The organism is Arthrobacter sp. 05T47, assembly GCF_056395825.1.
In genome coordinates this window covers 1-26,062 of record NZ_JBFTKG010000045.1, presented here as the reverse complement: position 1 = coordinate 26,062, position 26,062 = coordinate 1, and the positions used below count along the sequence as shown (strand labels likewise).

Genomic DNA, 26,062 nt, shown 5'->3' with positions numbered 1-26,062 from the left:
CGGCAACGGCGCGTCAGTGCCGGCTGAAGAGTCAGATGGCGCCCGTGCTCCCCGCAGTGCCGCCGAGCAGCGGCGCCAGGGCGCGCCAGCGGGCGATCTCGCAGCCGTCGGTCCGGCTGAAGCGGCTGTTGACCTGGCGGCCAAGGTACCAGCCGGTCACGATGGCGGTCTGCGGACCGCCGTATTGCTGCGTGCAAAGTCGCGGCGGACCCGGTTGGGGGAAGAAGATGGCCTCGCCGTGGCGCCGGACGGCATCCAGGGCAGCAGCCGGGTCCGGCAGGGTGGAGGCGGCGGAGGGGCCGCCGTCGCCGGCTTTCAGCCGGAACATGTACTCGGGGCCGCCGGGAGCCTCCGTGAGGCGGACGGTCAGGTCCACGTCGCTGCGGTCCTGCGCGGCGTCTTGCGGGCTGGCGGTGTCGGTCATGACGGTCCCTTCGCGGTGTTGTCCGGCGCCGGATGCCGGTCTCCGGTCGCGGGGCCGGTCATGGCGGCGGCTTTGAGCAGGGGAGTCAGCTCCTGCAGCAGCCGTTCCCGGAGCCGCTGCGACTCGGCCGCGAACGCCCGCTGGTRTTCAACGTACTCGGCCTTGCCGTCCGGTGTTTCAATCCGGATGGCCGGATATCCCCAGTCGGCAAGGTCGTAGGGGGAGGCCTGCATGTCCATGGCCCGGATCCGCCACGAGAGTTCGAAGCAGTCCATGACAATTTCGCTGGGCAGCAGCGGGGAAAGCTTGTAGGCCCACTTGTASAGGTCCATGTTGGCGTGCAGGCAGCCGGGCTGCTCCAGGGTTCTCTGGTTCTCCCTGCTGGGCACCAGGCTGTTGAGCGGAACAGCGTCCGGCGTGTAGAAACGGAAGGCGTCAAAATGCGAACACCGGATCCGGTTTTCCTCCACCACTTCGTCGGTGCGCCCGGACCCCAGCCGCAGCTGCAGGTACTCGTGCCGGAGGTCGAACTTGTCCTGCCGGTAGACCATRGCCCACTCGTGCAGCCCGAAGCAGCCGAACTGCGCCGGACGCGCGGCGGTCCCGGCGAGGATGATCCCCGCGAACTGCAGTGCCTCCCGGCGTTCCCGCAGGAAGGCRCCGACGTCGACAGTCACCGCCGGCGAGTCCGCCGGCAGCCCGGCTGCGGCGCGTTCGGCGTCGTCGGCCGCCCGGTAGTACTTCCAGCCGGTCCRCGCCGCTGCCTCGGGGCCGGAGAGCRCGACGCCGGCGCCCGGATGCCAGCGCAGCAGCTGTCCGGGCTTCTGGGTGTAGTAGGTGAAGAGGAAGTCCTCCACCGGGTGCTTCCGCCCGGCGGAGCGCCGCTCGAGGTAGGGGTCCGCGTAGCGGCGGACGCGCTGCTGGTGGGCGGCCTGGCGCGGCAGCCATTCTTCCTGCTGGAGATGCAAGGGCCTAGCTCTTCCCGCCGGATGAGCCCAGGACGTCCTTGGCGGCGTTCCAGGCGGCGATTTCGCAGCCGTCTTTCAAGCTGAAKGTTGCCTGAACCGGGTGACCGTCCACGACGCCGGTGACGGTCGCCACCTGCGGGCCACCGTATTGCTGGGTGCAGGTCCGGTCCTTGCCGGCCGGAACCGGGCTGAGGATGGCCGGGTTGTTCTTGATGGCGATGCASGCCGCGGCCGGGTTCGGGTGCTGGCTTTCGGCCGCGGGAACCCCGTTCTGGCAGACGAGGGTGAAGTTGGTCGCGGCGGCGGTTTCGGACGGCTTGATCATGATGGCGAGCTCGGCGTTGCCCTGTCCGGGGCCGGACGGCAGAGGGACTGCGGAGGGTGACGGTGCCGGGGACGTCGTTTCTGTTTCCGGCGAAGGGGAGCCGGACGGCGCCGTTGGCGAGGGGGAGGGCGACGCGGAAGGGGTGCCCGTCGTCGTGCTGGGAGAGGGGGAGGGGCTGGGCCCGCTGTTCGGTGTGCAGGCGGTCAAGCCGGCGACGGCCATCAGGACGGCCGCCAGGACAAGTGCCGGGCGGCCCGATTGCGTACGCATCAGCAGTCCTCCTCTGTTTTGCCCAGTCTACCGCCGGGGCACCTCATCCGGGCCCGGGCGTGTGGCGGCGATCAGGTCCATCATGGTCGCGTGCAGCTCTCCGACCTGTTCCCGCGTCAGGCCCAGCCGGGCCATCATGATGCCCGGGACGGCGGTGGCCTGCTCTCGAAGGGCGGCACCGCGGGGCGTCAGCCGGACATCGAGGGTGCGCTCGTTGCCCTCCATCCGCTGGCGGGTGATGAATCCGGCAGTTTCAAGGCGGCGCAGCAGGGGCGAGATGGTTGCAGGCTCCTGGGCCAGGGCGTCGCTGATGTCGCGGACCGACCGTGGGCTCGCTTCCCAGAGGCACAACATGACGAGGTACTGCGGGTGGGTCAGGCCGAGCGTGTCCAGGACGGGTTTGTAGGCGCCTACGACGCTGCGGGAGGCCACGGTCAGGGCGAAGCAGAGCTGCTGCTCCAGAAGGAGGTCGTCCCGCTCTGCCTGTGAGTCCTGCGCTGCTTGGGTTGTTGGGGTTCTTTCGGTCACACCGGCTCCTTCGGATGATTAGTGCACTAATGATTAGCGTACACTGGGAGCATTGTCTTGTTCCCAGGAAAGGATAGCCATGGCCAAGGAAAACGCCGTCGAGAGGTTCATGCGGGCCACCGGAAAGTTCCGGGCCGTCTTCGGCCCGGCCAACCGCAGTTCGCTCGGTCACGAGATGACCGAGACGAACCGGCGGCTGCTGGCGATGCGGCAGGCCGAGACCGAACAGTGGGAGACCTTGCACCGGCCCGACGGCAGCACCTATGTGGTGCCCCGGAACCCGGACGACAAGTCCCTGCGGTAGGCCCTTTTTCCACGGCACCCACCCGGGCCATTTCGCACGTCCGGGCGTAAAATGAGGGCACTGACACACCGCTGTGCAGCTTCCTGAACCACCCGGGACGAGGAAAGGGGGTGGGACCAGTGACACAAGCGGTCAGGCGATTCATGAACGCGACCGACAAGCTGAGGCTTCTGTTCGGACCGGCAAACCGGGGCGACACCGCGGCGCCTGTTGTCCACCGGCATGACGACTTCGAGCACGCCTCCGACGATGACCTGGCAGGTTTTGAGGTCGAGACGGACTCGCACGGACACCACTATGCAGTCCGGAAGACGGACCTCTGGAAAGAAGAGGTCTGAGAAGAGATAGAGAAGGGAGCGGCAGGCGCCGCTCCCTTCTCCATCTCTGTGCGTCTCTTGTGCGGCCGGGGCCCGCCCGGGTGCGCCGCCGGTTTGTTTGTGCCGGCCCCTTGGCGACTGTTTAGCGGCCGGTGCCGCCGTAGACCGTGGCCTCGTCCTCGCTGTCGAGGTCGAACGCCCTGTGGATGGCGCGGACGGCGTCGTCGAGTAGGTCCGCGTGGGTGACCACGGAGATCCGGATCTCCGAGGTGGAGATCATGTTGATGTTGATGCCSGCCTCGGAGAGGGCKGCGAAGAAGCGTGCGGACACCCCCGGGTGGGARCGCATGCCGGCGCCGATCAGCGACAGCTTGCCGATCTTCTCGTTGTATTCGATGCTCTCGAAGCCGATCCGMTCCTGCGCGGCGTGCAGGGCMGCCAGGGCCTCGGCGCCYTCGACGATCGGGAGCGTGAAGGAGATGTCCGTCCGGCCCGTGCCGTGGGTGGAGACGTTCTGGACGATCATGTCGATGTTCGAGTGGGCGTCCGCGATGACCTGGAAAATCGCCGCAGCCTTGCCGGGGATGTCCGGTACGCCGACAACCGTGACCTTGGCTTCGGAACGGTCGTGTGCAACGCCGGAGATGATTGGCTGCTCCAAGGCAACTCCCTCTTGAGTCGTAATCTTGTCATCGGCGCCGGGCAGGACCCAGGTGCCTTCATTCTGGCTGAATGAGGAACGGACGTGCAACGGTACACCGAAGCGGCGGGCATACTCGACGCAGCGCAGGTGCAGGATCTTCGCGCCGGATGCCGCCAGTTCCAGCATTTCCTCGCTGGAGATGCGGTCGATCTTCTTCGCGGACGCGACGACGCGCGGGTCGGCCGTGTAGACGCCGTCGACRTCGGTGAAAATCTCGCACACATCGGCCTCGAGCGCCGCGGCGAGGGCCACCGCCGTCGTGTCCGAACCACCGCGCCCGAGCGTGGTGATCTCGTTCGTGGTGTGGCTCATACCCTGGAATCCGGCCACAATCGCGATGTGCCCCTTGTCCAGGGCGGTGCGGATGCGGTGCGGGTCGACGGCGATGATCCGGGCTTTGCCGTGGATGCCGTCGGTGATCATGCCGGCCTGGGACCCGGTGAAGGACTGGGCCGAGGCGCCGAACTTGTTGATGGCCATGGCCAGCAGCGCCATGGAGATGCGTTCGCCGGCGGAAAGGAGCATGTCCATTTCGCGGGCGGGCGCGGAATCGGTCACCTGCCCGGCGAGGTCAAGGAGCTCATCGGTGGTGTCGCCCATGGCGGAGACCACCACAACGACCTCGTCGCCGGCGTTCTGGGCATCCACCACCCGGCGTGCGACGCGCTTGATGCCCTCCGCGTCCGCCACCGAGGAACCGCCGAATTTCTTCACGACAAGGTGCTTGGTGGTGGCGGCCGAGACGGGCAGCGTCTGCGGCTGCGATCCGGGCTGGACTTCGGTTGTGGGCAAACTCATTCGCGCACCCTCACTGGATCATCGGGGTTCTGGGCCAGGCAACCAAATGGCGCGACGGCGTAACTTCTTCTCCCAGTTTATCGCCGCSKCCCSTGCCCCGTTGAATTGTGACCGAATGCTAGACATGCCTTGCCGGGCTTCACCCCGGACATGCCCCGCGCTGAATGCCGGGAGTGAACATGCCCTCCCGTTCTGCGGGACATGCTCATTCTTGGCGGCCTGGGGTGGGCATCAGGGCATTGTGCCCATTCCTCGGCGCGAGTGCTGGACATGGACGGTGGTAAGGGGTGCGGTCGCGGGACATGTCCGGTGGTGCGGGAGGGTGGGTGTCTAGGGTAGACAACGTGGTGGTCCGTGAGCGCGGGACATGCCCATTCTTGGCGGCCAGGGGTGGGCATCAGGGCATTGTGCCCGTTCCTCGCCCCGGACCCGGGACATGTCCAGTGGTTGGTGGTGTGAGTGCGGGACATGTCCGGTGGTCCTGGGGGTGGCCGCGGGACATGTCCATGGGCTGTCGCAGGCACGGGGCATGTCCGGCAGGTCCTAGCCGCGGTCCAGCCGGTAGCGCCACGAAGGCAGTTGTTTTCCCGCCGTGTCCTCGGCAACGGGGAAATAGCGGTCCTTCCGGAAGCCCAGGCCCTCCAACAGCCTGCGCGAAGGAAGATTCGGCTCGTAGACCCCGCGAATATGGTCTCGCTGCCGCGGGTATGGAAAAGCCAGTCGACCAGGGCGCCGGCGGCCTCCCGGCCCAGCCCGAGCCCGTGATGATCCGGGTGCAGCACGTAGCCGAGGCTGGCTGCCTTTGCGGGAATCCGGCCGGGCGCCGGGGGCTCCTGCGCGTTCCAGGTCCGGCCGTCCCCGACGACCTCACCCGTGGCCCGGAGCTCGATCGCCCAGCCGAAGTGAAACCACTCGGCAGTGGAGGCCGCCGCCGCGGAAAGCGCCTGTTGGAGTCGGGCGCTGTTCTGCTCCGGGGTCAGTGGCCCGTGGGAAAGATACCGGGTGGCTTGGGCGTGACCGCGGAACTGAAGGAGGGCGCCGGCGTCGTCCGCTGTTAGCGGACGCAACAGCAGCCGCTCGGTGAGGAGTGGGGCAGGGGCGCCGCTGCCGGAAACTGCCAAGAGCCCGTCAGCTCAGCGCGTTACGGCGGCCCTCGAAGGCCCTGCCGAGCGTAACTTCGTCAGCGTATTCCAGGTCCCCGCCCACGGGCAGGCCGGAGGCGAGCCGGGTGACCGCGATGCCAATCGACTTGAGCATCCTGGCAAGATACGTCGCCGTGGCCTCGCCCTCCAGGTTGGGGTCGGTGGCGATGATGATTTCCTGGATGGCGCCGTCGTTGAGGCGGGTGAGCAACTCTCGGATCCGGAGCTGTTCCGGACCGATGCCGGCGATTGGATTAATCGCCCCGCCCAGCACGTGGTACCTGCCTCGGAACGACCGGGTGCGCTCCACTGCCAGGACGTCCTTTGATTCCTCGACGACGCAGATCACGGAGGGATCCCGGCGCGGGTCGCGGCAGATGTTGCACAGTTCCTGCTCCGTCACGTTGCCGCACACCGTGCAGAACTTGACCCGTTCCTTCACGGTGGTGATGGCATCGACGAGGCGTTTCATGTCCTGGGGATCCGCCTCCAGGATGTGGAAGGCCAGCCGTTGGGCCGACTTGGGCCCAACCCCGGGAAGGCGTCCGAGCTCGTCGATCAGCTCTTGAACTGCGCCTTCGTACACAATGTCCTCGTTCGTTTGGAGTGGGGCCGGGGCCAGCCGGCAGGGGGTTTGCTAGAAGCGGGGCGGCAGCGGGCTTCCATCCAGGGAGCGCTCCTCCACCAGTTTCCCGCCCAGAATACGCTCGACGGCGGCGCGGCCGAAGACTCCCGATTCCTCGATGGTTTCGTCGTCGGCGCTCGGGATGTCCTGAACGTACGCGGTGGCTGCGGCAGCTGCGCGGGTGGGGGCTTTCGCCCGTCCGGCCTCGGCCTCGGGGCTGTTCGACAGCCGTTGGTACAGGCTTTGCCTTCCCGCCATGGCAGCAACCTCGGGGACGGCAGACGGCGGAGCAGGAGCAGCGGCAACGGCACTTGCAGCCACGCGCGGTACGGCAGCGGCCGGAGCGGCCGGCGCCGGGGCCGCGTCCGCGCGGGAAGCGTGCTCGGAGGTCTGTCCGGACGGTGCGGACACGACGCCGGCGTACTCCGGGATCTGTGCAGCCGCCGGCTCGTAGAACACGGGCGCCGGCTCAGGCTCGGGTGCCGCGGGCTCTGCGTCCGCCGTTGAGTACGTGCCGAGGTTCGAATCCGTGCCGACGGTCCAGACGCCCGGTGACTCCTCGACGGCGCGGGCCCATGCGTCAGCCGACGTGTCCTGGCCTGCGGTTGGCTTCCCGGCGGGGGAGCCTGCGGCCTTGGCTGCCGAGGCGGACGGGGACTTGCGGACTGGAGCCGCTGCCGCCGGCTCGGGGCGGCGCGGCGCGGCGGCGGGTGACGGATCCCAATCCATCGGTGGCTCTTCGTCCAGCGGCGGGGCGTCCTCATCCCGCGGCGGTCCCCAGTCATCGTCAGGGTCGGCATAGGAGCCTGAATCCTCCGCCAGGCTGGCCGCTTCGACAGCCGGCTCAGCCGCGCGGAGCGGGGTTTTGGCTGCAGGAGCAGGCGCCTGCACTTCCGCTGCGGACGCGTTGGTGGCGGCAGGCTCCCCGGGCTGCGGTGCCGGGGCGGTGTCCGTGGGGCCGGGGGCAGGCTGCTTCTGGGCCGGTGCCAGTGCCGGCGCAGCGGTCGGGGCGGTGTCAGCCGTTGCGTTGGCCGCAGACTCCCGCGGCTGGGGGGCCGGGCTCAGGCCCCACGCAACGTCGGCCGACGTCGGCGAGGTTGCCTGTGTTGCCGGGGCCGCCGGGGCGTCCTGGCTAGCCGGAGCTTTTGGGTTTGGCTCAGCGCTCGCTGGGCTGTTGCTGCCGCCGGCCACGGCACGGATCTGGCAATCGATGCCGATCGTCTTGTGGATCGCCTGGCGGAGGTTCTCGGCGTGGTCGGCCCGGCCGAACGCACCCGCCAACCCTGTGGTGGTGAACGCGAGGGTCAGGACGTGGTCTTCGAAATGGCCCACCTGTGCATTGGGTTCCACCAGCGCCCAGGTGCTCCGCTTGATCTTGGTGAGCGTTTGCAGGATCTCGGGCCAGGCACGCCGCAAAACCTCCACATCGGCTCCAGAGCCGGAAGCAGCGGGAGCTGGGCTTGGGGCAGCGACGGGCGCCGTTGCGGCCGGAGCCGGCTCGGAACGGACGGGCGCCTGCGGTGCCGGCTCGGGCGCGGCCGCCCGTGCGGGCTCGACGTCCGGGCTGGCGGTTGGCGCGGAGGCCGTTGACGGAGCCGGGGTGGCCCGGGCCTGGGCGGGCGCTGGCCTGCCGGCGGCCGCGGGTTCGTCCACGGGCCAGTCGCTGGTGCTGACCCGGGGTGCCGTGAGCGGTTCCCGGACAGGCTCGTCCCGCCGAGCGGGCGGCGCCGACACAGGGGCAGTGGCCGGCGGCTGCTCGGCCCGGGGCGGCGTGGATGTGGCGGCGACGGCTGCGGCGGCAGGTGCCGGGTGCGAAGCCGTGTCGGGCATGTGCGCCGCAGGCGGCAGTGGAGAAGCGGTCTGTCCAGGGTGCTCAGGCGAGACGGCGGCAGGTGCGGGAGCGCCGGCGAGTGGAGCTCCGACGTCGTTCCCGGCGTAGTTCAAACGCCGCTCAACGCGGTCGATCCGGGCCGCGATGCCGCGCTCTGACTGTTCGGAGCTGGGCAGCAGGATGCGGGCGCACAGCAGTTCCAGATGCAGGCGCGGCGACGTGGCCCCGGTCATGTCCGTGAGCGCGGTATTGGTGACATCCGCGGCGCGGGAGAGTTCGGAAGCCCCGAGGTTGTGCGCCTGGTTCTGCAGCCGCGCGATCTGGTCCGCCGGCATGCCGCGGAGGATCGACTGCGCGCTTTCCGGCATCGCCTGGACGATGATGAGGTCGCGGAAGCGTTCCAGCAGGTCTTCGACGAAGCGCCGGGGATCGTGCCCGGTCTGGATGACGCGGTCCACCGCGCGGAAGACGGTGGCGGAATCCGATGCGGCGACGGCCTCGACGACGTCGTCCAGCAGGGAAGCGTGCGTGTAGCCCAGGAGGGCGACCGCGAGCTCGTAGTCCAGGCCGTTGGGTCCGGCGCCGGCCATGAGCTGGTCCAGCACGGAGAGGGAGTCGCGCACGGAACCGCCGCCCGCGCGGATGACGAGCGAGAGCACGCCAGGCGCCACGGGCACGTTTTCCTGGGTGCAGAGCAGTTCCAGGTACGCCATGAGGGGCTCCGGCGGCACCAGCCGGAAGGGGTAGTGGTGCGTGCGGGAGCGGATGGTGCCGATGACCTTGTCCGGCTCCGTGGTGGCGAAGATGAACTTGATATGTTCCGGTGGCTCTTCGACGATCTTGAGGAGGGCGTTGAACCCGGCCGAGGTGACCATGTGGGCCTCGTCGATGATGAAGATCTTGTAGCGGTCCCGGACCGGGGCGTAGGTGGCCCGCTCGCGGAGGTCGCGGGCGTCGTCCACGCCGCCGTGGCTGGCGGCGTCAATCTCAATGACATCGAGGGAGCCCGAACCGCCRCGGGCAAGTTCCACGCAGCTGGGGCACTYGCCGCARGGGGTGTCGGTAGGGCCTTCGGCGCAGTTCAGGCAGCGCGCCAGGATGCGGGCCGACGTGGTTTTGCCGCAGCCGCGGGGGCCGGAAAAGAGGTAGGCGTGGTTGACGCGGTTCTTGCGCAGGGCCGTCATGAGAGGCTCGGTGACGTGCTCCTGCCCGATAACGTCCGCGAACGAATCGGGGCGGTATCGACGGTATAGGGCGGTAGTAACAGTCACAGATAAACCCTACCAATCGGCACAGACATAAAAGACCCCTCATGCACCCGCCAGAGCCCGTTTACCCTTGCTACCTTCCGGTCCTGGGGGAGTTCAACAGGATGACGCCACATGAGGGGCCGTCAGCAATATTACCTGACGTTTGGGTGTGCCTCGAATCGGCCCGGCCCTGCCCGTCTTCCCCGGGGGGACATACCCATTTTTCACGGTTAGGACTGGGCGCATTGGGATCATGTCCAGCCCTCGTGTGGGCCGCGGGGCATGTCCGGTCGTGGGGGCGTGCGGCGGCGGGACATGTCCGGTGACGGGGGAGAGCCGCAGGGGACATGCCCATTTTTCGCGGTTGGGACTGGGCGGATTGGGAATATGTCCAGCCCTCGTGTGGGCCGCGGGGCACGTCCACTCCGAGAGGTGTGCCGCAGGGGACATGCCCATTTTTCGCGGTTAGGACTGGGCGGGTTGGGATCGTGTCCAGCCCCCTGTGGGCCGAGGAACATGTCCCGCGGTGGGCGTGGGGGGCATGTCCGGTGGTGGGGGCAAACAGCGGGGGGCATGCTCATTTTTCGCGGGCAGGGGCGGGCAGGATGGGATTATGTCCAGCTCTCGCGCCGGCTGCGGGGCATGTCCCCGGAGGGGGCCAACGGGGACCGGGAGGGCTCAATTGGGCGATGCTGGAAAGTTCAGGTATTCTAGTATCTGCTTTTGATTCAAAAGCTACTGGAGAATTCGCCTAGCGGCCTATGGCGCACGCCTGGAACGCGTGTTGGGTTAACGCCCTCGGGGGTTCAAATCCCCCATTCTCCGCGGTTGGCCCCGGTCCTCGGACCGGGGCCTTTTTGCGTCTTGGCACCCTCGCCTTGCACCAGGCCAGGCCAGGCCTGCGGCAGCCCGGCCCGGAAGCCGGCGTCCAGCTCAGGGCCCGCCCCGCCACCCAACCCTGGCCCCGCCCGGCCACCTCGTCAGGCCCGGTAGCCCAGCCGGCGCAGGCGGGCCCGGGCGGCCTGCTCGCTCGGACCCACCCGGCCCAGGGCCAGATGCACCACCCGGAGCGTGACCCGCGTGGCCAGGGTTACCGGCAGGGGAATCGGGCCCAGCCTCGCGGTGTGCAGGCCCAGGAGCTCGCGGTATCGGGGTTCAAGGCTGGTCACGGCGGCGGCGAACAGCACCCGGTAGCCCGGCCTGAGCGCGGGGTGGAGGGGCGGGTTGCGGATGAATGCCACCGTTTCAGTGACCCGTTCGTCGCAGCGGAGCTCGCCGTCGTCGTACCAGCGGTCCAGCTGCTGCCGCATTTCCGCCTCACTCAGCGGAGGGGCCTCCACACCCATCAGCCGGCCGGCCTGGGCCCACTCGCGCACGTAGGCGTCAGGTCCGCCGGGAATCGGCTGCCCCCACAGCTTGTGGGTGGAGAGGAAGGCGTCCGTGAAGGCAATGTGAACCCAGCGGAGCAGCTCGGGATCGTTGGCGGCATAACTGCGGCGGATGCCGTGTCCATCCACGAATTCTCCGCGCACGGTGCGGTGGAGCCGGATGACCCAGTCCGACGCAGCCCGGGCCGCATCCGTGGAGCCATAGGAGACGGTGAAGATCCATCGGATCGTGCGCGCCAGCCGGCCCAGGGGGTCTTCGCGGAAGCGGGAGTGATCGTGGACGCCGGCCAGCGCGCCGGGGTGGAGCGCCTGCATCAGCAGTGCCCGGATCCCCGCCACGATGGTGGGCATGTCCCCATGCACGGCCCAGACTGCCGAGCCCGGCAGGTGGTAACCGGCGTCATCCCCCTCCGCGAGGTGCGGCACCCACTCGGGCACCGCATCACGCGTCCCGGTGAGTGCTTCTTTGAGTTCGGCCTGCCATTCGCCGAGGACGTTGCGCATGATTCATTCTTACCCGGCTCCGGGCCGCTGGACACCTGCAATTTCGCGAGGGACTACTGGGTCGCCGCGGGCCGGTTACTGGGGGCATCCGGGGATTGCGGATTGGTGCCGCAAAAGGGGCGCGCTGACGGTTCACAGACCCGGCCGTCTGTGGTCACATAGGGAGATGGGTCCGTGAAGATTGGGGTCTGGCGGACATATTGCGGGAGTCACATCGTGGGAAAACACTGGGGAAACTCATCGAGTGAGCAGGCAGTCAGGGCACGGACTATTGCCGCGCGCTGTGTGTCCGGGGGTCTTTGCCTGTCCCTGGCCGTTCTTGCGTTCGGCGGCTTTCAGGGGCTGAGCGCACAAGCGCCCTACGGGGCCTCCGCCGTCATTGCGACCGCGACCATGCAGCCGTCCGGAGCCGTGGGACCTGAAACCCTGGACCCGCTGGCCGCCACCGGCGCCACGAATGCCGCGGGGTCCGCGGGGACCCCGGGGGCCGTCACTGCGGATGCCCAGGCGCTCCTGGCCTTCAGCAGGACCACGGTGGGCACGGTAAACCGTGAAGGCGTCGGCGGCGAGCTCAATGTGGCCTCGGCGTCGCTGAGCCGGCCCGCGGCTGGTTTCCTCATGGCACCGCTGGAATCGCTGGTGCCGTCGTCCCCGTTTGGGCTTCGCACCAGCCCGCTGACGGGGGTCGCGGGCGAATTCCACTGGGGCCAGGACTTCGCGGCGCCCTGCGGCACCCGGGTCTACGCGGCCGACGCCGGTGTGGTGAGGGCCGTCGGGTGGCATCCGTGGGGCGGCGGCAACCGGGTGGAAATCGACCATGGCAACGGTCTCATCACCACGTACAACCACCTGGAGGCGATTGCGGTCCACAAGGGAGACTCCGTGCGGGTGGGGGAGGTCATTGCCCGGGTGGGGACCACCGGTTCCTCCACAGGCTGCCACCTTCATTTCGAAACGATCCTCAACGGCTCCCACACCGATCCGAGGGACTGGACGTGGCTCCCGATCAAGCAGGTGGACCAACTCGGGCCGATAGAAATGACCAGCTACGCGCCCGACGCCGGTAAGGAAACCAACGCGGGGATTGGCTGGGCGATCCCTGTCCGCGAGGACCTGACCCACGTGGTGGCCGGCGGCGTTCAGGAACAGCCTGCCGCGGTGGCCGCCAAGCCGTCCGCGAGTGCCTCCGCGGCAGCCACCGAAGCCGCGGCCAACAAGCCATCCGGCAAACCATCGCCCACGGCTAAGCCAACCGCTTCGGCCACACCGACGCCGACAGGCACCGTTTCCGCGACGCCGACGCCGACGGCATCGCCCTCCGCATCGCCGACCGGATCTGCCGCGCCTACGGGACCCGCCACCCCGACTGCGACGCCGACGCCGACGCCGTCGGCAACGCCCTCCGCCACCGCAACGAAGGCGACGACTCCSAAGCCGACACCAACCCCGACACCAACCCCGACACCAACCCCGACACCCACGCCAACTCCAACCCCGTCGGCAACGGCCGCCGCCAAGCCGACCCCTCCGGTGGCCGCAGTGCCATCAGTCACCATGTCTGCACCCGCGAAGGCGACGGCCTCTGCGACGGCGACCGAGGCTGCCAGCCGGTCGACGGCCACGAAGACGGCCACGAAGACGGCCACAACAAAGTCGCCCACGGCAACGCCTAAGGCAACGCCGACAGCAACGTCGATCCACTAGCCACCACGAGGTCCTCCCCGGCAGGGAGGCAGGCACGCCCGTCCTCGACGGCATCCGGGCGCCCCCGCGCGGCCCCTCTGCGATGCCTACCCATACAGTCGCGCCTCGGTGACGAATAATGGAAGTGACCAGTTCCGGACAATTGCTCCAGACCACAGACATCGCGAGGACACGCCCCATGACAGCCCTGCACTCCATCCCCCTGACCCTCATCGACGGCACCGAGACCGACTTTGGCCGCTTCAAGGGAGAGGTGGTGCTGGTGGTCAACGTGGCGTCCCAGTGCGGTTTCACGCCCCAGTACTCAGGACTCGAGGCGCTGCACAACAAATTCCGCGAACAAGGGTTCCAGGTCCTCGGCGTCCCCTGCAACCAGTTCGCGGGGCAGGAGCCCGCCGGCGACGCCGAGATCGCCGAGTTCTGCCAGCGTAATTTCGGCGTGACCTTCCCGCTGACAGCCAAGGCCAACGTCCGGGGAAAGAACCAGCACCCGCTCTACGCGGAGCTCACCAAGTTCAAGAACGGAATCCTTCCCGGCCTGGTGAAGTGGAACTTCGAGAAATTCCTCGTGAACCGCGACGGCGAGGTCATCGCCCGCTTTGCGCCCACCGTGGAGCCGGACGCGCCGGAAATCATCGAAGCTGTTGAGGCTGCCCTGAAGTAGGCCCGTTCGCCCAGTCCCTGAAGCCACTATCCCTAAGCATGCTTAGCGTCTAGACTGGCCGAACCCTCCACCAATCCGGGCATACCCGCGGCCTAGTCATCCTTGACGGCGGCCGGTCGGCGGTCCAGCCGAGGTGTCCCTGCGGAGGGCGCATCAAAGAACTTCGTCAATCACATCAGGGCCCCGCGTGCGGCCCGTGAAAGCAGGAGGAACGAGATGACAGGGAACAAGGCCGTTGCCTACAAGGGGCCGGGAAAAGTCGAACTGATCGACATTGACTACCCCAGCTTTGAACTCAAGGATGGTCCGGGGGTCAACCCCGCCAACGTGGGCCGGCAGGTGCGCCACGGCGCCATCATCAAGACCGTAGCCACGAACATCTGCGGCTCGGACCAGCACATGGTCCGGGGGCGCACCACGGCCCCCGCGGACCTGGTGCTTGGGCACGAGATCACCGGCGAAGTGGTGGAAGTGGGCCCGGACGTTGAATTCATCAAGGTGGGGGACATCTGCTCCGTTCCGTTCAACATCGCCTGCGGACGCTGCCGGAACTGCAAGGAACGCAAGACAGGCATCTGCCTGAACGTCAACCCCGACCGGCCGGGAAGCGCCTACGGGTATGTGGACATGGGCGGCTGGGTGGGCGGCCAGGCCAACTACGTCCTGGTGCCGTACGCCGACTGGAATCTCCTGAAATTCCCGGACAAGGACCGGGCCCTCGAAAAAATCATGGACCTGGCCATGCTCTCGGACATTTTCCCGACCGGATTCCACGGCGCGGTCACCGCGGGCGTCGGCGTCGGTTCCACCGTGTATGTCGCCGGCGCGGGACCCGTGGGCCTGGCGGCGGCGACCAGCGCCCAGCTGCTGGGTGCCGCCGTCGTGATTGTCGGGGACCTGAACGCGGACCGGCTGGCCCAGGCACGCAGCTTCGGCTGCGAGACCGTCGACCTGAGCAAGGGCGGCCCGGCGGAGCAAATCGAGCAGCTCCTCGGCGTCCCGGAAGTCGACTGCGGCGTTGATGCTGTGGGATTCGAGGCCAAGGGCCACGGTGCCGGAGCGCAGGAAGCACCGGCCACGGTGCTGAACTCCCTAATGGAAGTCACGGCCGCCGGCGGAGCCCTGGGCATTCCCGGGCTCTACGTCACAGGGGACCCGGGCGGCATAGATGAGGCGGCTCAGAAAGGCTCGCTGTCCCTCAGCCTCGGAACGGGCTGGGCAAAGTCGCTCAGCTTCACCACGGGACAGTGTCCGGTCATGAAGTACAACCGGCAGTTGATGATGGCGATCCTGCACGACAAGGTCCATATCGCCAAGAACGTCAACGCGAAGGCCATTGCCCTGGAAGATGCGCCCAAAGGTTACGCAGAATTCGACGCCGGCGCGGCGACCAAGTTCGTGCTTAACCCGAACGGCTACCTCAGCTAGCGGAAGGCCGGCCCGGCGGAGCTGCCCGTCCCCGCTGACGTGGGGATTCGGAGTGCGCCGCCGGGCGGTGGCGGCCCGCATATGCCGGCAGGAGCATGTGAGGGTGCGCCACCTGTTAATGCCCATTTTTCCAATATGCCTGTCCCAGTTTTAACATTGTTTGCCTAATGTCTGATTGGATAGTTCTTACTGAGAGGGACCCTGGGAGCACCGCTTCCACCCAACCAAGAAGGCAGCAATGGAGCGCATCGAGGCCGAACACCCCCGGCCACGTCATTTCCTACTTCACCTGAGTGACCCCCACTTGCTGGGGGGTCCGCAACCGTTGCACGGCGTCGTGGACAGCGAAGCCCTGCTCAGGCAACTCTTCGACGAGGTCCACGCCTCCGGTGCCCGCCCCGAAGCCGTGATCTTCACCGGCGACCTGGCTGACCTGGGGGAACCGGAAGCCTACGCCAAGCTCCGCGCGATCGTTGATCCGGCCTGCAAGGCCCTCGGGGCGAAGGTCATCTGGGCGATGGGCAACCACGACGACAGGGCCAATTTCCGCGCCGGGCTCCTGGACCAGGCCGACAATGACGCGCCGGTGGACCACAGCTACTTCGTCAACGGGCTGCGCATCATCACCCTGGACACCTCCGTTCCCGGCTTCCACCATGGCGAATTGAGCCAGGACCAGCTGGACTGGCTCGCCGCCGAACTGGCCACCCCCGCCCCGGACGGGACCATCCTTGCCCTGCACCACCCGCCGGTGCCCTCCGTGCTGGATCTTGCCGTGCTCGTTGAGCTCCGGGGCCAGTCGGCGCTCGCCGGCGTGCTGCGCAACTCCGATGTCCGCGCCATCCTGGGCGGCCACCTACACTACTCGACCACCGCAACGTTCGCGGGCATCCCCGTGTCCGTGGCCTCAGCCACCTGCTACACCCAGGATCTAAACGTTCCCGTGGGCGGCACCCGTGGCCGGGACGGCGGCCAGGCGTTCAACCTGGTCCACGTCTACGAGCACACGATCGTGCACTCCGTGGCGCTGCTCGGCGACACGCCGGTAGTCGGCGAGCTTGTCTCTCCCGAGGAAGTCCAGCGCCGGCTCTCGGCCGCGGGGATCGTCATCCCGGAGAAGGCCAAGCTCGAGGCGCCGTCCCGCACGCCGGCGCACCGCCGGTTCACCACCCTGAATTGAGTCACACCCTGAATTGAGTCGCACTCTGAATTGAGTCGCACCCTGAATTGAGACCCGGGACAGTTCCGTGACCTGGTCACGGAACGTTACTTCTCCCAGGGCGCCTTGATCGGGTAGTACTTCTCCAGGAACCCCGTGACCAGTTCGGCCCGCTCTTCCGCCGGGACCTCCGGGAAGCTGCCGTCGTTGAGGCAGAAGAAGTCCATGTTCCGCTTGGCCAGGAGCTTGGGCAGGTAGTTCAGGCCGGCCCGCGCCGTGGTGTCCACGTATTTCACCCTGGCCGCGGTCTGGGTTACGGCCCGGCCGGTGAGCAGCGCGTAGTAGTGGTAAAACGAGTTGGTCACGGAGATGTTGTCCGCGGCCCGGAACCTGCTCGCGGCGGTCTTGGCGAACTCGGCCGGGAACTCCTGTTCCATCTGTTCCACCACGCTGCGCCGCAGCGGCGCCGCCGTGTGCTCCAGGTGCCGGGTGGTGATCCGGCCGAAGCGGTTCCAGAGCAGCTTGCGGTTCACCCGGGCGGCGTTCTCAAAGCCGCTGCGTTCGGCGTCGTTGTCGCCCAGCCCGATCCGCGTCTCGGCCTCAATGAACTTCGTAATCCCGCCCGGGGTGAAGAACATGTCCGGCCCGACCGCGCGGCCAAAGAACATGTCGTCGTTGGAATACAGGAAGTGCTCGGAGAGCCCCTCGATGTGGTGCAACTGGCATTCCACGGCCTGCGAGTTGTGCGTCGGCAGCACCTCAGGGTCGGCGAAGAACTCTTCGCTGCGGACGATCGTCACGCCCGGGTGGTCCGCCAGCCACGAGGGCGTGGGGGAATCGGTGGCGATGAAGATCCGGCGGATCCACGGCGCAAACATGTAGATCGAGCGCAGGGCGTACTTGAGCTCATCGATCTGGCGGAAGCGGGCCTCGTGGTCATCTCCCTCGCCCACCACCACGCCGGCCATGCGCGCGCGGCGGGCCGCGATGTACTCCGGGGAGCTGCCGTCAACCCACGAGAACACGAGGTCGACGTCGAAGCTGATGTCGCTGGCATGGTCCGCGAACATGTTCTCGATGGTGGGCCAGGTGTGGCCGTAGCGTTCCACCGTGCCGCGCACGGCATCCTGGGCCAGCATGGTGCGGCGCGTCAGGGAGTTCTCGATCGGCAGGATCAGCTGGTCGCCCTCGAAGCTCCAGAGTTCCAGCTGCACGCCGGCGGAAGCGCCGAACTCAAGACCGCCTTCCGGCTCCACCCTGGGCCGGTACAGCCGGAAGATCCGGGCCTGGCGGTTCGGCGAAAGCTCGCCGTCGGCCACCAGYACGGAGGACTTCTTCTTGGCGTCCACGCTCATGGAGTAGAACGGCTCGTTGCGGCACGCCTCCACGAGGGCGTGGCGGAGTTCTTTGCGGTCTTTCCAGTCGACTGCCACGACCGGGCGGTGGTTGTTGCCGCGGACCAGCAGGTAGCTGATGCTGGCGTCGGCCAGGACGGAACGCAGGAACATCAGGTCCTCTACCATGGCCTGGAACGGCGTGCGGTTCTCGTTGATCAGYGCGAAACGGCCGCGGTGGCGGACAACGTCGGAGCGGGTCCGGARTCTGGCGACGGCGGCCGCCGACGTGATCTCGGCGTGGGCGTCCGCGGATGCCTGGCTGCCATAGTAAATCTCGTCTTGGATCGCTGCGTCGGTGATGTCTGGATCTCCCGTTTCTTTGAGTGCGTTGGCGTCTACTTGCATGATAACGCGGGCCTCAAAATTGTTGCGGAAAACCGGCCGCGGCCTGGCGTGTGTGACGGCGGAATGTGACGTCAGAAGGCGCCGGCAAACGAGCCGGCGGAACCGACGGCGGAACGGGCCTCAGCCGGTGACGACGGCCAGCCAGTGGTGCAGGAAGGCGGCACCGGCGTCGTCGTGGATCACGTCCTCGCCGAGCCCCAGATCGGCGGCGGTGAGAACCTCGTAGGGTTTCACCGGGATGCCGTCCGCGGGCCGGACATCCACGTGCTTCACGGCGTGGTCGTTGTGGTGCAGCCAGTCGGCCATGGCGTAGTCGGTGCGGGAATCGCCCACCGTCCGCCAGGCCTGCGGCGTGATGCCCTGTGCGGCCAGGAACTCCACMGCSCGGCTCGCGCCCAGGTCCTTGCCCAGCCGCACCGACTCGATGTCGGTGGAGATGATGGTCGGATCGACGCGGAAATCGACCTGGTCATCAGAATCGGGGACGTGGTGGTCCAGCCGCACCACGCCGAGTCCGTGCCGYGACATCAGGCCCATGGCGTCGGCGTCGAAGAGTTCCTGCTCGGCCCGGTAGTCCGGGTTGGCGACGGCAATGTGCTGCTCCACGGAGACCATGGCGCGCTTGGTTTCGTCGTAGAACATGTGSGCGGAGTAGTCCTCGGCCACCAGGCGGCGGACGTCGTCGCCGAAGGCCTGCGGGATGGCGAGCTCGTGATCCACGTGGACCGGGCCGGGGCCCTCCGCGGTGTAGCTGAACCAGACGGCACCCTTCTCGCAGATGGCGTGGATGAGCGTKCCGGCGGGCATGCCGGCGGCGATCATCGGGTCCATGACCTGCTCGCGGATGAACGCATCCGACCGGCCCGTGTTGAAGATGACCGGCACSCCGGCGGCGGCCAGGGCCAGGAGGTCCGCGATGATTCCGGGCTGCACATCGCGGGTGACCGGGCTCGCGATCGGACCGTCGACGTCGAGCAGCAGCGCCAGCAGAGGGGCCGACGGCGACAGAACAGGGGCAGTCTCGGGTGAAGTCATATGGCTATTCTGACAGTCGCCCGGGGCCTTTGCGTGAACTGTGCAGAAGATCGCCGGCCTGGCGCCGGATGCGAGCGGTGGCGGCCGTGTGACAAATGGTTACCGTTTGGCCACAACCTCACGCCGCCCGTGGACAGTGATTCCTTCGGGCGGCCAAGTTCCATAGGCTGGCATGGTGATATTCAAAGCTGTGGGCGAGGGACGCCCGTACCCCGACCATGGTTACACCACGCCCAAGGACTGGGCCTCCCTGCCGCCGCGCCCTGTCCGGCTCGATGAACTGGTGACCACGAAACGCACGCTGGACCTTGAGGCCCTGCTGGCCGAGGACTCCACGTTCTTCGGTGACCTGTTTCCGCACGTCGTGGAATACCGCGGCGTCCTCTACCTTGAAGACGGCCTGCACCGGGCGGTCCGCACCGCGCTGCACCAGCGCACCGCAATCCACGCTCGGGTCCTCGTGATAAATGGCTAGGAAGCCGCGAGACATCACCGTCCTGCACGGGCACCGCGTGGTCAGTGGCTCCGAGCTGCGGGCCACGTTCGTAGAGCAGGAAAATACGGAGGACAACCCSGTCCGGCTGCGCCGCAGGATCGTGCATGGCGTTGTCCTGGTGATGCTTGTGGGCCTGCTTGCGGCGGCGATAATCGTGGCCGTTGCCATCATGAACGGCCAGATCAAGCTTCCCGTGGCGGAGCGGAGCAAGGCTGCGGTCTCGGTATGCCCGGCGGCCACGTACGACTACACCCCGCCGGAGAAGGTCAACGTCAACGTCTACAACTCCACGAGCCGTCCGGGCCTGGCGCGGAGCGTCGCCGACCAGCTCGCCGCCCGGAAATTCATTGTCGGCGCCATCTCGAACACGACGTCGAGCTACCGCGGCGTGGCGCTGGTCGTCTCCGGTGCCGCCGGACAGTCGGCTGCCTTCAGCGTCCAGCGCAATGTGCCGGGTTCGGACTATTTCCAGGACGGCCGCACGGACCCGAGCGTGGACGTCATCATTACYGSCGACTTCAAGGAACTGGCCAAACCGGAACTCGTGGACCAGACGCCGGGCCGGCTCAGCTGCCCTCGCGAGGAGCGGCGGATCGTCGATGACTCCACGGTGCCCCTCTCGCCGACGGCGACACCCACCGCGGGCTAGCCGCGCTCGTCCGGCGCTCCGCAGGTAGTGGGGGGCCGGTACCGCAACCCAGCTGTCGGCGGCTAGCTGCTGGCTGCCCCGCGGACGGGGCGGCCGGCGTCGTCGAACCTGGCCCCGGCTCCCAGCTGGATGAACCGCACTGTCCGGGCGACCCGCGCCTCCGCCTCGGCATCTTGGCCGGCCCCGTCGCCCCGGGCAGCACTCGAGGAGAGCGTGCCGTGGATGAGCTGGGCGAGCTGGGCGATGTCCGACTCGGGAAGGTAGCCCTGGGCCATGCCGTCGCGCAGGATCCCCCGCAGGAGCACACTGAGCTCGCCCACGTGGTCGGCGAGCTTGGCGAACGACGACGGCGAAAGCACTGCCGCCATGGCCGGCCCSGGCGGCAGGTGGCGCCGGCTCAGGTCCTCCACTTGGGCCCGGACGTAGACGGCCAGCCGTTCCACCGGGTTCTCCAGTGCCTCGAGCGATTCGCGCAGATCKAGCAGGAACCGCTCCGTCTCGTCCAGTGCGTAGGCGATAAGGAGCTCTTCGATGTCTGCGTAGTAGTTGTAGACGGCGGTACGGCCGATCCGGGCGTGGCGCGCGACGTCSGTCATGGTCAGGCCGGGCAGCCCGTGGGTGAAGAGGAGTTCCCCGAAAGCGGTCAGGATGCGGCGCTGGGTCTCGGCACGTTGGGCGGCGTTGCTCGCGGCCGAAATCCTAGGCATACGGACACTTTAGCGCGATCTGTCACTAAATCAGGCGGGTGGTGGACTGTGACACGGCCTTCGCGGCTCGTCTCAGTCATCGCTCCCTGAATGCTTGTCGTCACCGGGCTCGGATTTGCCGTGGCCGCCGTGGTCATCCCCTGGTTCGCTGGCCCGGGGGGGAGCCGGTACCGGGACGGGGGAGCGGGCGGTGGTCCGGTCGTCGGGCGCGGGAGGGCTGGTGGGGACGGAAGTGTGGCGGGACCGGTCATCGCTGGCCGAAGGGCTCGGCGAAGGTGCCGGGCTTCGGTCTTCGACGGTGGTCGAAGGGCTGGGCGTCGACGCSGGGGACGCGGACGTGGCGCTGGTGGCGCTGGTGGAGTTCTGCGGCAGAAGCACGGTATTGGCAGGGGAAGTCGACCCGGGCTGCGGGCCGTTCAGGGTCTGAACGTTGACTGCGAGGGCCGCTGATCCGGTGAGGAGGATCCCCGCGGTGGTGAGGACGATGATTGTTTTTGTTTTCATGACTCAACCCTAGGAATTCAACGGAAAGGACAGGTCTTCGGGAAATCCAAGATCTGTCCAAGTTTGCGCACACGGTCGGCCAAACCGCGTGGATTGCCCCGCGAATTGCAGTGGGCAGGAACATAATCAGGTATGCAGATCCTGGTAGTRGAGGATGACGAATCGGTGGCCGCCGGAGTCCTTGAAGGGCTGGGCCGCGCCGGCTTCGGGGCCAGCCACGTCGGAACGGGCGGCCAGGCCCTGGAYGTGGTCCGTACGGCCAGCCCGGATTTTGTGCTCCTGGATCTGGGATTGCCGGACATGGACGGAACCGATGTGTGCCGTGGAATTCGTGCATTGACCGCCATCCCGATCATCGTGGTCAGTGCACGGGACGAGGAGATCGACCGGGTGCTGGCGTTGGAACTGGGCGCCGATGACTATCTGGTCAAGCCGTTCGGGATGCGGGAACTTATCGCCAGGATCCGKGCAGTGGCCCGCCGCTCCGACGAGCGGCTCCCGGACGGCCGGACCGGGTCGGTACTGAGYAGGAACATCGGCGGCCTGAGCATTGACCAGCGGTCCCGCCGCGTGGTCCTCGACGGCGCCGAGGTTTATCTGACGGCAAAGGAGTTTGACCTCCTGTACTTCCTTGCGRCGGAGCCGGGCGCGGTGTTCGAGCGGCGTGAAATCCTTCGCGCCGTGTGGGACGGGGACTGGTACGGGACCACRAAGACGGTGGATGCCCACATAGCGGGGATCCGCAAGAAGCTCGGTGATCCCGGCTGGATCGAGGCGGTCCGGGGCGTCGGGTTCAGGCTTGGGGTGCCTGGATGAGATGGAGGCTGATTGGTGCGTTCATGCTCAYCACTTTGCTGGTGGTCCTGGTGCAGGACATTCCGCTGGGGAACTATCTGGTCCGCGTTGAGCGTGAGCGMCTGACCACCTCCCTGGAACGCGAYGCGTTCCTGYTGGCYGGAAGGGCCGGCGATGCGTTGMGGGCCGGCGGCCCCSTGTCTCCGGAGGTGGCCGCCGACGTGCGCCGGTACGGCGAGGCGGGCGGCGCCCGGGTGGTGATYGTCGAYGCCGCCGGGACGGCMGTGGCGACCTCGGATGACGACCAGGCCGCCACCGGATCGCCMTACAGTTCACGGCCCGAAATTGCCGCCGCACTGGCCGGGCAGATCAACGCCGGGCAACGGTATTCCCAGACACTCGGCCTGGATCTGCTCTACGTCGCGGTCCCCGTCCTCAGCGGTGAGAAGATTTCCGGCGTCGTCCGCCTGACCTACCCTGCCTCAGTGGTGGCCGAGCAGGTGAACGGGCAGCTGCGGACCATCTGGACCGTCGCCGGAACCACGGTTTTGCTCGCCGGCATCCTGGCCTACGTCATGGCCGGTGCCGTGACCAGRCGACTCCAGMGGCTGCGGACCGCCACGGAGCTCCTCGCYRGCGGGAACCTGGACACCCGCACCGAYGAAGGGGGAGCGCCCGAACTCAAGGCCTTGGCGGGATCCTTCAACCGCATGGCAGACCGGCTCAAGGACCTGCTCGAGCAGCAACGCGGCTTCGCCTCCGATGCCTCCCACCAGCTCCGCACCCCATTGACGGGGCTGCGGCTGAGGCTCGAGAACGCGGTCGACACAATCCCGACCSACCCTGAAGCCGGCCGAAGCATGGTGGCAGCCTCCCTGGAGGAGACYTACCGCCTGCAGCGCATCATCGATGGCCTGCTGTTGCTCAGCAAGGCTGAAGGCAACTCCGCTGTCCCTKTWACCACGGATCTCGTCGCCGTGGCGAAGGCCCGCAAGGARCAATGGGAAGCGCTCGCGGAGGAGACAGGCGTGCGCCTGAGCCTGGACGGCCCGCCGGCAGCGGACGTCCTGGTCCTGCCCGGGGCCGCTGAACAGATCATCGACAATTTGATCGATAACGCCCTTGCCGTCGCCCCGCCGGGGTCGCTGATCCAGCTCGTGGTYTCCCACGGTGAACAGCCAGGCATCATCGAACTGCACATYCTGGACGAGGGGCCGGGCCTGTCCCTGGAGGACTGCCACCGGGCCTTCAGCCGGTTCTGGCGTGGGTCWCAAAGCGGCGAGGGCAGCGGCCTCGGATTGTCCATCGTGCACCAGCTGGCCCGGGCCAGCGGCGCCGAYGCTTCGCTGTCGCCCAGAACRCCCGGAACGCCCGGAACRCCCRGAACRCCCGRAACCGGAACAGGAACCGCCGGCCTGGACGCCTGCGTGACGTTCAGATCAGCCTAAGRTCACMRGCGGGTCCACCCTGATGYCGGAGCGGCCGGGCGGAAGCYGGCCGCCCGCCGTCGGACGCGTTATCCGAGGATTTCGGCACGCTGTTTGACGGCCGCCACGAACCMGGCCAGGTCTTCCTCGGCGCCGAAGGGGGAGAGGATRAAGGSCCGCAGCGGACCGYTGATYTCRTCCCTGACTGCCAGGAGYGTCATGGCGTCCMGGGGCGTCAAGACAAAAGTGCGCCTGAACGCCCCGAGCCGTGGCAGGATGCCCCACGTCCAGGTCATGACCTCGCCGGGGATCTGTTCAACCCGGAGGCGGACGCTCGTGCTGCCAGCATGCCGGGTGCGGACCCGGATGGTTCCTCCGTTSCGGAGCTCGCCCGTCACTTCCGYGATGCCGGATGGCCACACCGCGAAGTTGCCCGAATCSGTGATGATCTCCCAGACGGTGGAGCCCCGGGCATTGATCAGGCTTTGGGCCTCAAGGGGTGCCATGGRCCACAGGGTACYGKGCGMYGGTGAACAGCTGGGGGCAARGGCGGGCACCGGCCAMTCTGCGATGGCGGACGGCTCGATGGTAGGCGTGACGGTGGCGTCAGGAGGCCGAGGTCCGTCGTAGGCTGAATCCACACGTGACGGACAGGAGGCTGAGATGGCGGAGACGCTGACGGAGACGACGGTGGCCGRGGTAATGGCCGAGCTGGCCGCGCTCGAGGACCCGCGGGCMCGCGCGGTGAACGAGAGACACGGGGACGACCACGGKGTGAACCTCAGCAAACTGCGCGCGGTCGCGAAGCGGCTGAAGACCCAGCAGGAACTCGCCMGGCAGCTCTGGAAGACCGATGACACKGCGGCGAGACTCCTGGCCATCCTGRTCTGCCGCCCGAAGGCSTTCGAGCGTGACGAACTGGACGCCATGGTGCGCGAGGCGCGCATCCCCAAGGTCCACGACTGGCTCGTGAACTACGTGGTGAAGAAGAACCCGCACGCSGAAGCGCTGCGCGKCGCCTGGTCCGCGGATCCGGATCCKGTGGTCGCGAGTGCYGGCTGGGCGCTGACCACCGARCGCGTGGCGAAGGAGCCCGGGGACCTCGACCTCGCAGGACTGCTGGATGTCATCGAGGCGGAGATGAAAGACGCCCCGGATCGCCTGCAGTGGGCGATGAACCACTGCCTGGCCCAGATCGGGATCGAGCACGCCGGGCACCGCGCCCGTGCGCTCGACATCGGTGAGCGCCTGGAGGTGCTCAAGGACTACCCGACACCGCCGAACTGCACCTCTCCCTTCGCGCCTATCTGGATCACCGAGATGGTGCGCCGCCAGCAGGACACGTAAGAAGGTTCAACGCCGCAGCAGGTAGTYGGCCACGCCGTCGGGGTTTGCCAGGGCGATGAGGTGCCCGCCGGGCACGACGTCAGGCTCCACGYGGAGGCGTTCGCGGGCGATCCGTCGCTGGAAATCCASYGGAAAGAACCGGTCTGCCTCCCCGGCAAGTACACTCGTGGGGATATCGGGCCAGCCCGTAAAGTCGCATACCGATTCGAAGACAGCGTTTGCTTCCGGGCGYTGATACGGKGCCCCTTCGGCCGCGACCTCCGGCGGGACATCGTGCAGGAAGTAGGTGTCTGCGTCGAACTCGGTGCTGTACCCGTGGGCCTTCGCAGCGTCTTGCTGCGCTGCGGCCCAGCCGGTGTCGTCCCACCAGGAGCCGGGGGTCTCGCCCGGTACGGGGATCATCGCATTCACCAGGACGAGGCCTCTGACAGAAGCCCTTTCGCACACGAGCGGGGCGGTGAAGCCACCCAGCGACTGGGCAACGAGGACCACGTCGCGGCGCCCGCCGATGGCTTCGAGAACCAGCCGGGCGTACTCAGGGAGCCCCGCGCCTTCATCGTCGCCGGGCAGATCGACCGCCAGGGCTTCGTGGCCGGCCTGCTGAAGCAAAGGAACGACGCGGCTCCAGTACCAGGCTGAGCCGCCCGCTCCCGGTACCAGCACGAACGCGCTCACTGCAGTACCAGCCAAACGCCGAGGCAAACGCCGACGGCGGGACCCAGGTCCCGGACCAGCATGCGGCGTCCATTGGACCGATTTCGTTTCAACGCCGATCTCATCTCCCCATTCTTACCCCGTTCAGAGGGACACCGGCACCCTGCAATCGACTCTGCCCGCAGCGGGGACGCACATCCCGCAACAAGTGACACCACAAATGCTTGACGTGACACCACTCTGGTGTCACCATGGTGTTCATGGAACTCGGACAGTACGTCATCGACCTTCAACGCCAGCTAGTGGATGCCGCGGAGAACGGCACGGAGGACACCCGCGCCGTTGCCGAGCGGCTCGTCGGCGGACTCGATGCC

At 67.6% G+C, this 26,062-nt stretch carries 26 protein-coding genes, 1 tRNA gene and 1 other RNA gene; 12 read left to right on the top strand and 16 right to left on the bottom strand.

Annotation, left to right across the window (positions count from 1 at the left end; translation table 11 throughout):
* Positions 1 to 31: 31 nt before the first annotated feature.
* Genes AC1DEY_RS20700 through AC1DEY_RS20685 form a run of 4 tightly spaced genes read right to left on the bottom strand, consistent with a single transcriptional unit; the run spans position 32 to position 2,515 of the window.
* Complete coding sequence (locus AC1DEY_RS20700) at positions 32 to 424, bottom strand: serine protease inhibitor (protein ID WP_476869611.1); 393 nt, start codon at positions 422 to 424, stop codon at positions 32 to 34.
* Entirely contained in the window at positions 421 to 1,392 is a 972-nt protein-coding gene (locus AC1DEY_RS20695) for a 3-methyladenine DNA glycosylase (protein ID WP_476869610.1), read from the bottom strand. The genes AC1DEY_RS20700 and AC1DEY_RS20695 overlap by 4 nt, the downstream gene beginning before the upstream one ends.
* A gap of 4 nt (positions 1,393 to 1,396) precedes the next feature.
* Positions 1,397 to 1,987: an SSI family serine proteinase inhibitor gene (locus AC1DEY_RS20690; protein ID WP_476869609.1), complete on the bottom strand. Its 591-nt coding sequence runs from the start codon at positions 1,985 to 1,987 to the stop codon at positions 1,397 to 1,399.
* Between the two features lie 27 nt (positions 1,988 to 2,014).
* On the bottom strand, positions 2,015 to 2,515 hold the full coding sequence (locus tag AC1DEY_RS20685) for a MarR family winged helix-turn-helix transcriptional regulator (protein WP_476869608.1): 501 nt from the start codon (positions 2,513 to 2,515) through the stop codon (positions 2,015 to 2,017).
* Between the two features lie 79 nt (positions 2,516 to 2,594).
* On the opposite strand from AC1DEY_RS20685, the gene AC1DEY_RS20680 reads away from it, so the two are divergent.
* Positions 2,595 to 2,819 carry a hypothetical protein gene (locus AC1DEY_RS20680; RefSeq protein ID WP_441408046.1) on the top strand — a complete coding sequence of 75 codons (225 nt, stop codon included), beginning with the start codon at positions 2,595 to 2,597 and terminating at the stop codon, positions 2,817 to 2,819.
* A gap of 143 nt (positions 2,820 to 2,962) precedes the next feature.
* The gene (locus tag AC1DEY_RS20675; RefSeq protein WP_476869607.1) at positions 2,963 to 3,157 is read left to right on the top strand and encodes a hypothetical protein; all 195 of its coding nucleotides are present in this window, start codon (positions 2,963 to 2,965) and stop codon (positions 3,155 to 3,157) included.
* Positions 3,158 to 3,278: 121 nt separating this feature from the next.
* Here AC1DEY_RS20675 and AC1DEY_RS20670 read toward each other — a convergent pair whose 3' ends face one another.
* From AC1DEY_RS20670 to ffs, 5 genes are all read right to left on the bottom strand, one after another.
* Positions 3,279 to 4,637: an aspartate kinase gene (locus AC1DEY_RS20670; protein ID WP_476869606.1), complete on the bottom strand. Its 1,359-nt coding sequence runs from the start codon at positions 4,635 to 4,637 to the stop codon at positions 3,279 to 3,281.
* A gap of 77 nt (positions 4,638 to 4,714) precedes the next feature.
* A complete protein-coding gene (locus AC1DEY_RS20665) occupies positions 4,715 to 5,704 on the bottom strand; it encodes a GNAT family N-acetyltransferase (protein ID WP_476869613.1) in 990 nt (329 codons plus the stop codon).
* A gap of 61 nt (positions 5,705 to 5,765) precedes the next feature.
* Positions 5,766 to 6,365, bottom strand: a complete 600-nt coding sequence (recR, locus tag AC1DEY_RS20660; protein WP_090579574.1) for a recombination mediator RecR — start codon at positions 6,363 to 6,365, stop codon at positions 5,766 to 5,768.
* Between the two features lie 51 nt (positions 6,366 to 6,416).
* On the bottom strand, positions 6,417 to 9,506 hold the full coding sequence (locus AC1DEY_RS20655; protein WP_476869605.1) for a DNA polymerase III subunit gamma and tau: 3,090 nt from the start codon (positions 9,504 to 9,506) through the stop codon (positions 6,417 to 6,419).
* Between the two features lie 27 nt (positions 9,507 to 9,533).
* Positions 9,534 to 9,630, bottom strand: an RNA gene (gene ffs, locus AC1DEY_RS20650) — signal recognition particle sRNA small type.
* A 595-nt stretch (positions 9,631 to 10,225) separates the two neighbouring features.
* On the opposite strand from ffs, the gene AC1DEY_RS20645 reads away from it, so the two are divergent.
* Positions 10,226 to 10,310: transfer RNA gene (locus tag AC1DEY_RS20645), tRNA-Ser, on the top strand.
* Between the two features lie 155 nt (positions 10,311 to 10,465).
* Here AC1DEY_RS20645 and AC1DEY_RS20640 read toward each other — a convergent pair.
* On the bottom strand, positions 10,466 to 11,377 hold the full coding sequence (locus AC1DEY_RS20640) for an oxygenase MpaB family protein (protein WP_476869604.1): 912 nt from the start codon (positions 11,375 to 11,377) through the stop codon (positions 10,466 to 10,468).
* 285 nt (positions 11,378 to 11,662) lie between these two features.
* On the opposite strand from AC1DEY_RS20640, the gene AC1DEY_RS20635 reads away from it, so the two are divergent.
* From AC1DEY_RS20635 to AC1DEY_RS20620, 4 genes are all read left to right on the top strand, one after another.
* The gene (locus AC1DEY_RS20635) at positions 11,663 to 13,081 is read left to right on the top strand and encodes a M23 family metallopeptidase (RefSeq protein ID WP_476869603.1); all 1,419 of its coding nucleotides are present in this window, start codon (positions 11,663 to 11,665) and stop codon (positions 13,079 to 13,081) included.
* Positions 13,082 to 13,259: 178 nt separating this feature from the next.
* Positions 13,260 to 13,745, top strand: a complete 486-nt coding sequence (locus AC1DEY_RS20630) for a glutathione peroxidase (protein WP_476869602.1) — start codon at positions 13,260 to 13,262, stop codon at positions 13,743 to 13,745.
* Positions 13,746 to 13,961: 216 nt separating this feature from the next.
* Positions 13,962 to 15,173 (top strand): formaldehyde dehydrogenase, glutathione-independent, encoded by a 1,212-nt coding sequence (fdhA, locus tag AC1DEY_RS20625; protein ID WP_476869601.1) that lies wholly within the window; start codon positions 13,962 to 13,964, stop codon positions 15,171 to 15,173.
* Positions 15,174 to 15,411: 238 nt separating this feature from the next.
* Positions 15,412 to 16,353, top strand: a complete 942-nt coding sequence (locus AC1DEY_RS20620) for a phosphodiesterase (protein WP_476869600.1) — start codon at positions 15,412 to 15,414, stop codon at positions 16,351 to 16,353.
* A gap of 86 nt (positions 16,354 to 16,439) precedes the next feature.
* On the opposite strand, the gene AC1DEY_RS20615 is transcribed toward AC1DEY_RS20620, so the two are convergent.
* Positions 16,440 to 18,074, bottom strand: a complete 1,635-nt coding sequence (locus AC1DEY_RS20615; RefSeq protein WP_476869599.1) for a stealth family protein — start codon at positions 18,072 to 18,074, stop codon at positions 16,440 to 16,442.
* 120 nt (positions 18,075 to 18,194) lie between these two features.
* Positions 18,195 to 19,109, bottom strand: a complete 915-nt coding sequence (locus AC1DEY_RS20610) for a hypothetical protein (protein WP_476869598.1) — start codon at positions 19,107 to 19,109, stop codon at positions 18,195 to 18,197.
* Between the two features lie 175 nt (positions 19,110 to 19,284).
* Between AC1DEY_RS20610 and AC1DEY_RS20605 the strand changes: the two genes are divergently transcribed.
* Positions 19,285 to 19,584 carry a type II toxin-antitoxin system VapB family antitoxin gene (locus tag AC1DEY_RS20605; protein WP_476869612.1) on the top strand — a complete coding sequence of 100 codons (300 nt, stop codon included), beginning with the start codon at positions 19,285 to 19,287 and terminating at the stop codon, positions 19,582 to 19,584.
* On the top strand, positions 19,577 to 20,254 hold the full coding sequence (locus AC1DEY_RS20600; protein WP_476869597.1) for a LytR C-terminal domain-containing protein: 678 nt from the start codon (positions 19,577 to 19,579) through the stop codon (positions 20,252 to 20,254). Before AC1DEY_RS20605 ends, AC1DEY_RS20600 begins: the two co-directional genes overlap by 8 nt.
* 62 nt (positions 20,255 to 20,316) lie before the next feature.
* Here the strand turns inward: AC1DEY_RS20600 and AC1DEY_RS20595 are convergent, their stop codons facing one another.
* Together AC1DEY_RS20595 and AC1DEY_RS20590 are read right to left on the bottom strand one after the other, a co-directional pair.
* Positions 20,317 to 20,961: a TetR/AcrR family transcriptional regulator gene (locus AC1DEY_RS20595; RefSeq protein WP_441408033.1), complete on the bottom strand. Its 645-nt coding sequence runs from the start codon at positions 20,959 to 20,961 to the stop codon at positions 20,317 to 20,319.
* Positions 20,962 to 21,033: 72 nt separating this feature from the next.
* Positions 21,034 to 21,465, bottom strand: a complete 432-nt coding sequence (locus AC1DEY_RS20590; protein ID WP_476869596.1) for a hypothetical protein — start codon at positions 21,463 to 21,465, stop codon at positions 21,034 to 21,036.
* A 132-nt stretch (positions 21,466 to 21,597) separates the two neighbouring features.
* Here AC1DEY_RS20590 and AC1DEY_RS20585 point away from each other — a divergent pair, with 132 nt between their 5' ends.
* Positions 21,598 to 22,281 carry a response regulator transcription factor gene (locus AC1DEY_RS20585; protein ID WP_476869595.1) on the top strand — a complete coding sequence of 228 codons (684 nt, stop codon included), beginning with the start codon at positions 21,598 to 21,600 and terminating at the stop codon, positions 22,279 to 22,281.
* Positions 22,282 to 22,304: 23 nt separating this feature from the next.
* Positions 22,305 to 23,708, top strand: a complete 1,404-nt coding sequence (locus AC1DEY_RS20580) for a sensor histidine kinase (RefSeq protein ID WP_476869594.1) — start codon at positions 22,305 to 22,307, stop codon at positions 23,706 to 23,708.
* Positions 23,709 to 23,776: 68 nt separating this feature from the next.
* Here the strand turns inward: AC1DEY_RS20580 and AC1DEY_RS20575 are convergent, their stop codons facing one another.
* Positions 23,777 to 24,193 carry an SRPBCC family protein gene (locus tag AC1DEY_RS20575; protein WP_476869593.1) on the bottom strand — a complete coding sequence of 139 codons (417 nt, stop codon included), beginning with the start codon at positions 24,191 to 24,193 and terminating at the stop codon, positions 23,777 to 23,779.
* Between the two features lie 157 nt (positions 24,194 to 24,350).
* Between AC1DEY_RS20575 and AC1DEY_RS20570 the strand changes: the two genes are divergently transcribed.
* Positions 24,351 to 25,034, top strand: coding sequence for a DNA alkylation repair protein (locus AC1DEY_RS20570; protein WP_476869592.1), 684 nt, complete (start codon positions 24,351 to 24,353; stop codon positions 25,032 to 25,034).
* Between the two features lie 6 nt (positions 25,035 to 25,040).
* Here AC1DEY_RS20570 and AC1DEY_RS20565 read toward each other — a convergent pair whose 3' ends face one another.
* Positions 25,041 to 25,709 carry an alpha/beta fold hydrolase gene (locus AC1DEY_RS20565; RefSeq protein ID WP_476869591.1) on the bottom strand — a complete coding sequence of 223 codons (669 nt, stop codon included), beginning with the start codon at positions 25,707 to 25,709 and terminating at the stop codon, positions 25,041 to 25,043.
* Positions 25,710 to 26,062 lie beyond the last annotated feature (353 nt).

What these genes read in the sequence shown, in the direction of transcription:
- AC1DEY_RS20700 (WP_476869611.1), bottom strand. Translation starts at nt 424, where the DNA reads ATGACCGACACCGCCAGCCCGCAAGACGCCGCGCAGGACCGCAGCGAC.
- AC1DEY_RS20680 (WP_441408046.1), top strand. Translation starts at nt 2,595, where the DNA reads ATGGCCAAGGAAAACGCCGTCGAGAGGTTCATGCGGGCCACCGGAAAG.
- AC1DEY_RS20675 (WP_476869607.1), top strand. Translation starts at nt 2,963, where the DNA reads ATGAACGCGACCGACAAGCTGAGGCTTCTGTTCGGACCGGCAAACCGG.
- AC1DEY_RS20640 (WP_476869604.1), bottom strand. Translation starts at nt 11,377, where the DNA reads ATGCGCAACGTCCTCGGCGAATGGCAGGCCGAACTCAAAGAAGCACTC.
- AC1DEY_RS20630 (WP_476869602.1), top strand. Translation starts at nt 13,260, where the DNA reads ATGACAGCCCTGCACTCCATCCCCCTGACCCTCATCGACGGCACCGAG.
- fdhA (WP_476869601.1), top strand. Translation starts at nt 13,962, where the DNA reads ATGACAGGGAACAAGGCCGTTGCCTACAAGGGGCCGGGAAAAGTCGAA.
- AC1DEY_RS20620 (WP_476869600.1), top strand. Translation starts at nt 15,412, where the DNA reads ATGGAGCGCATCGAGGCCGAACACCCCCGGCCACGTCATTTCCTACTT.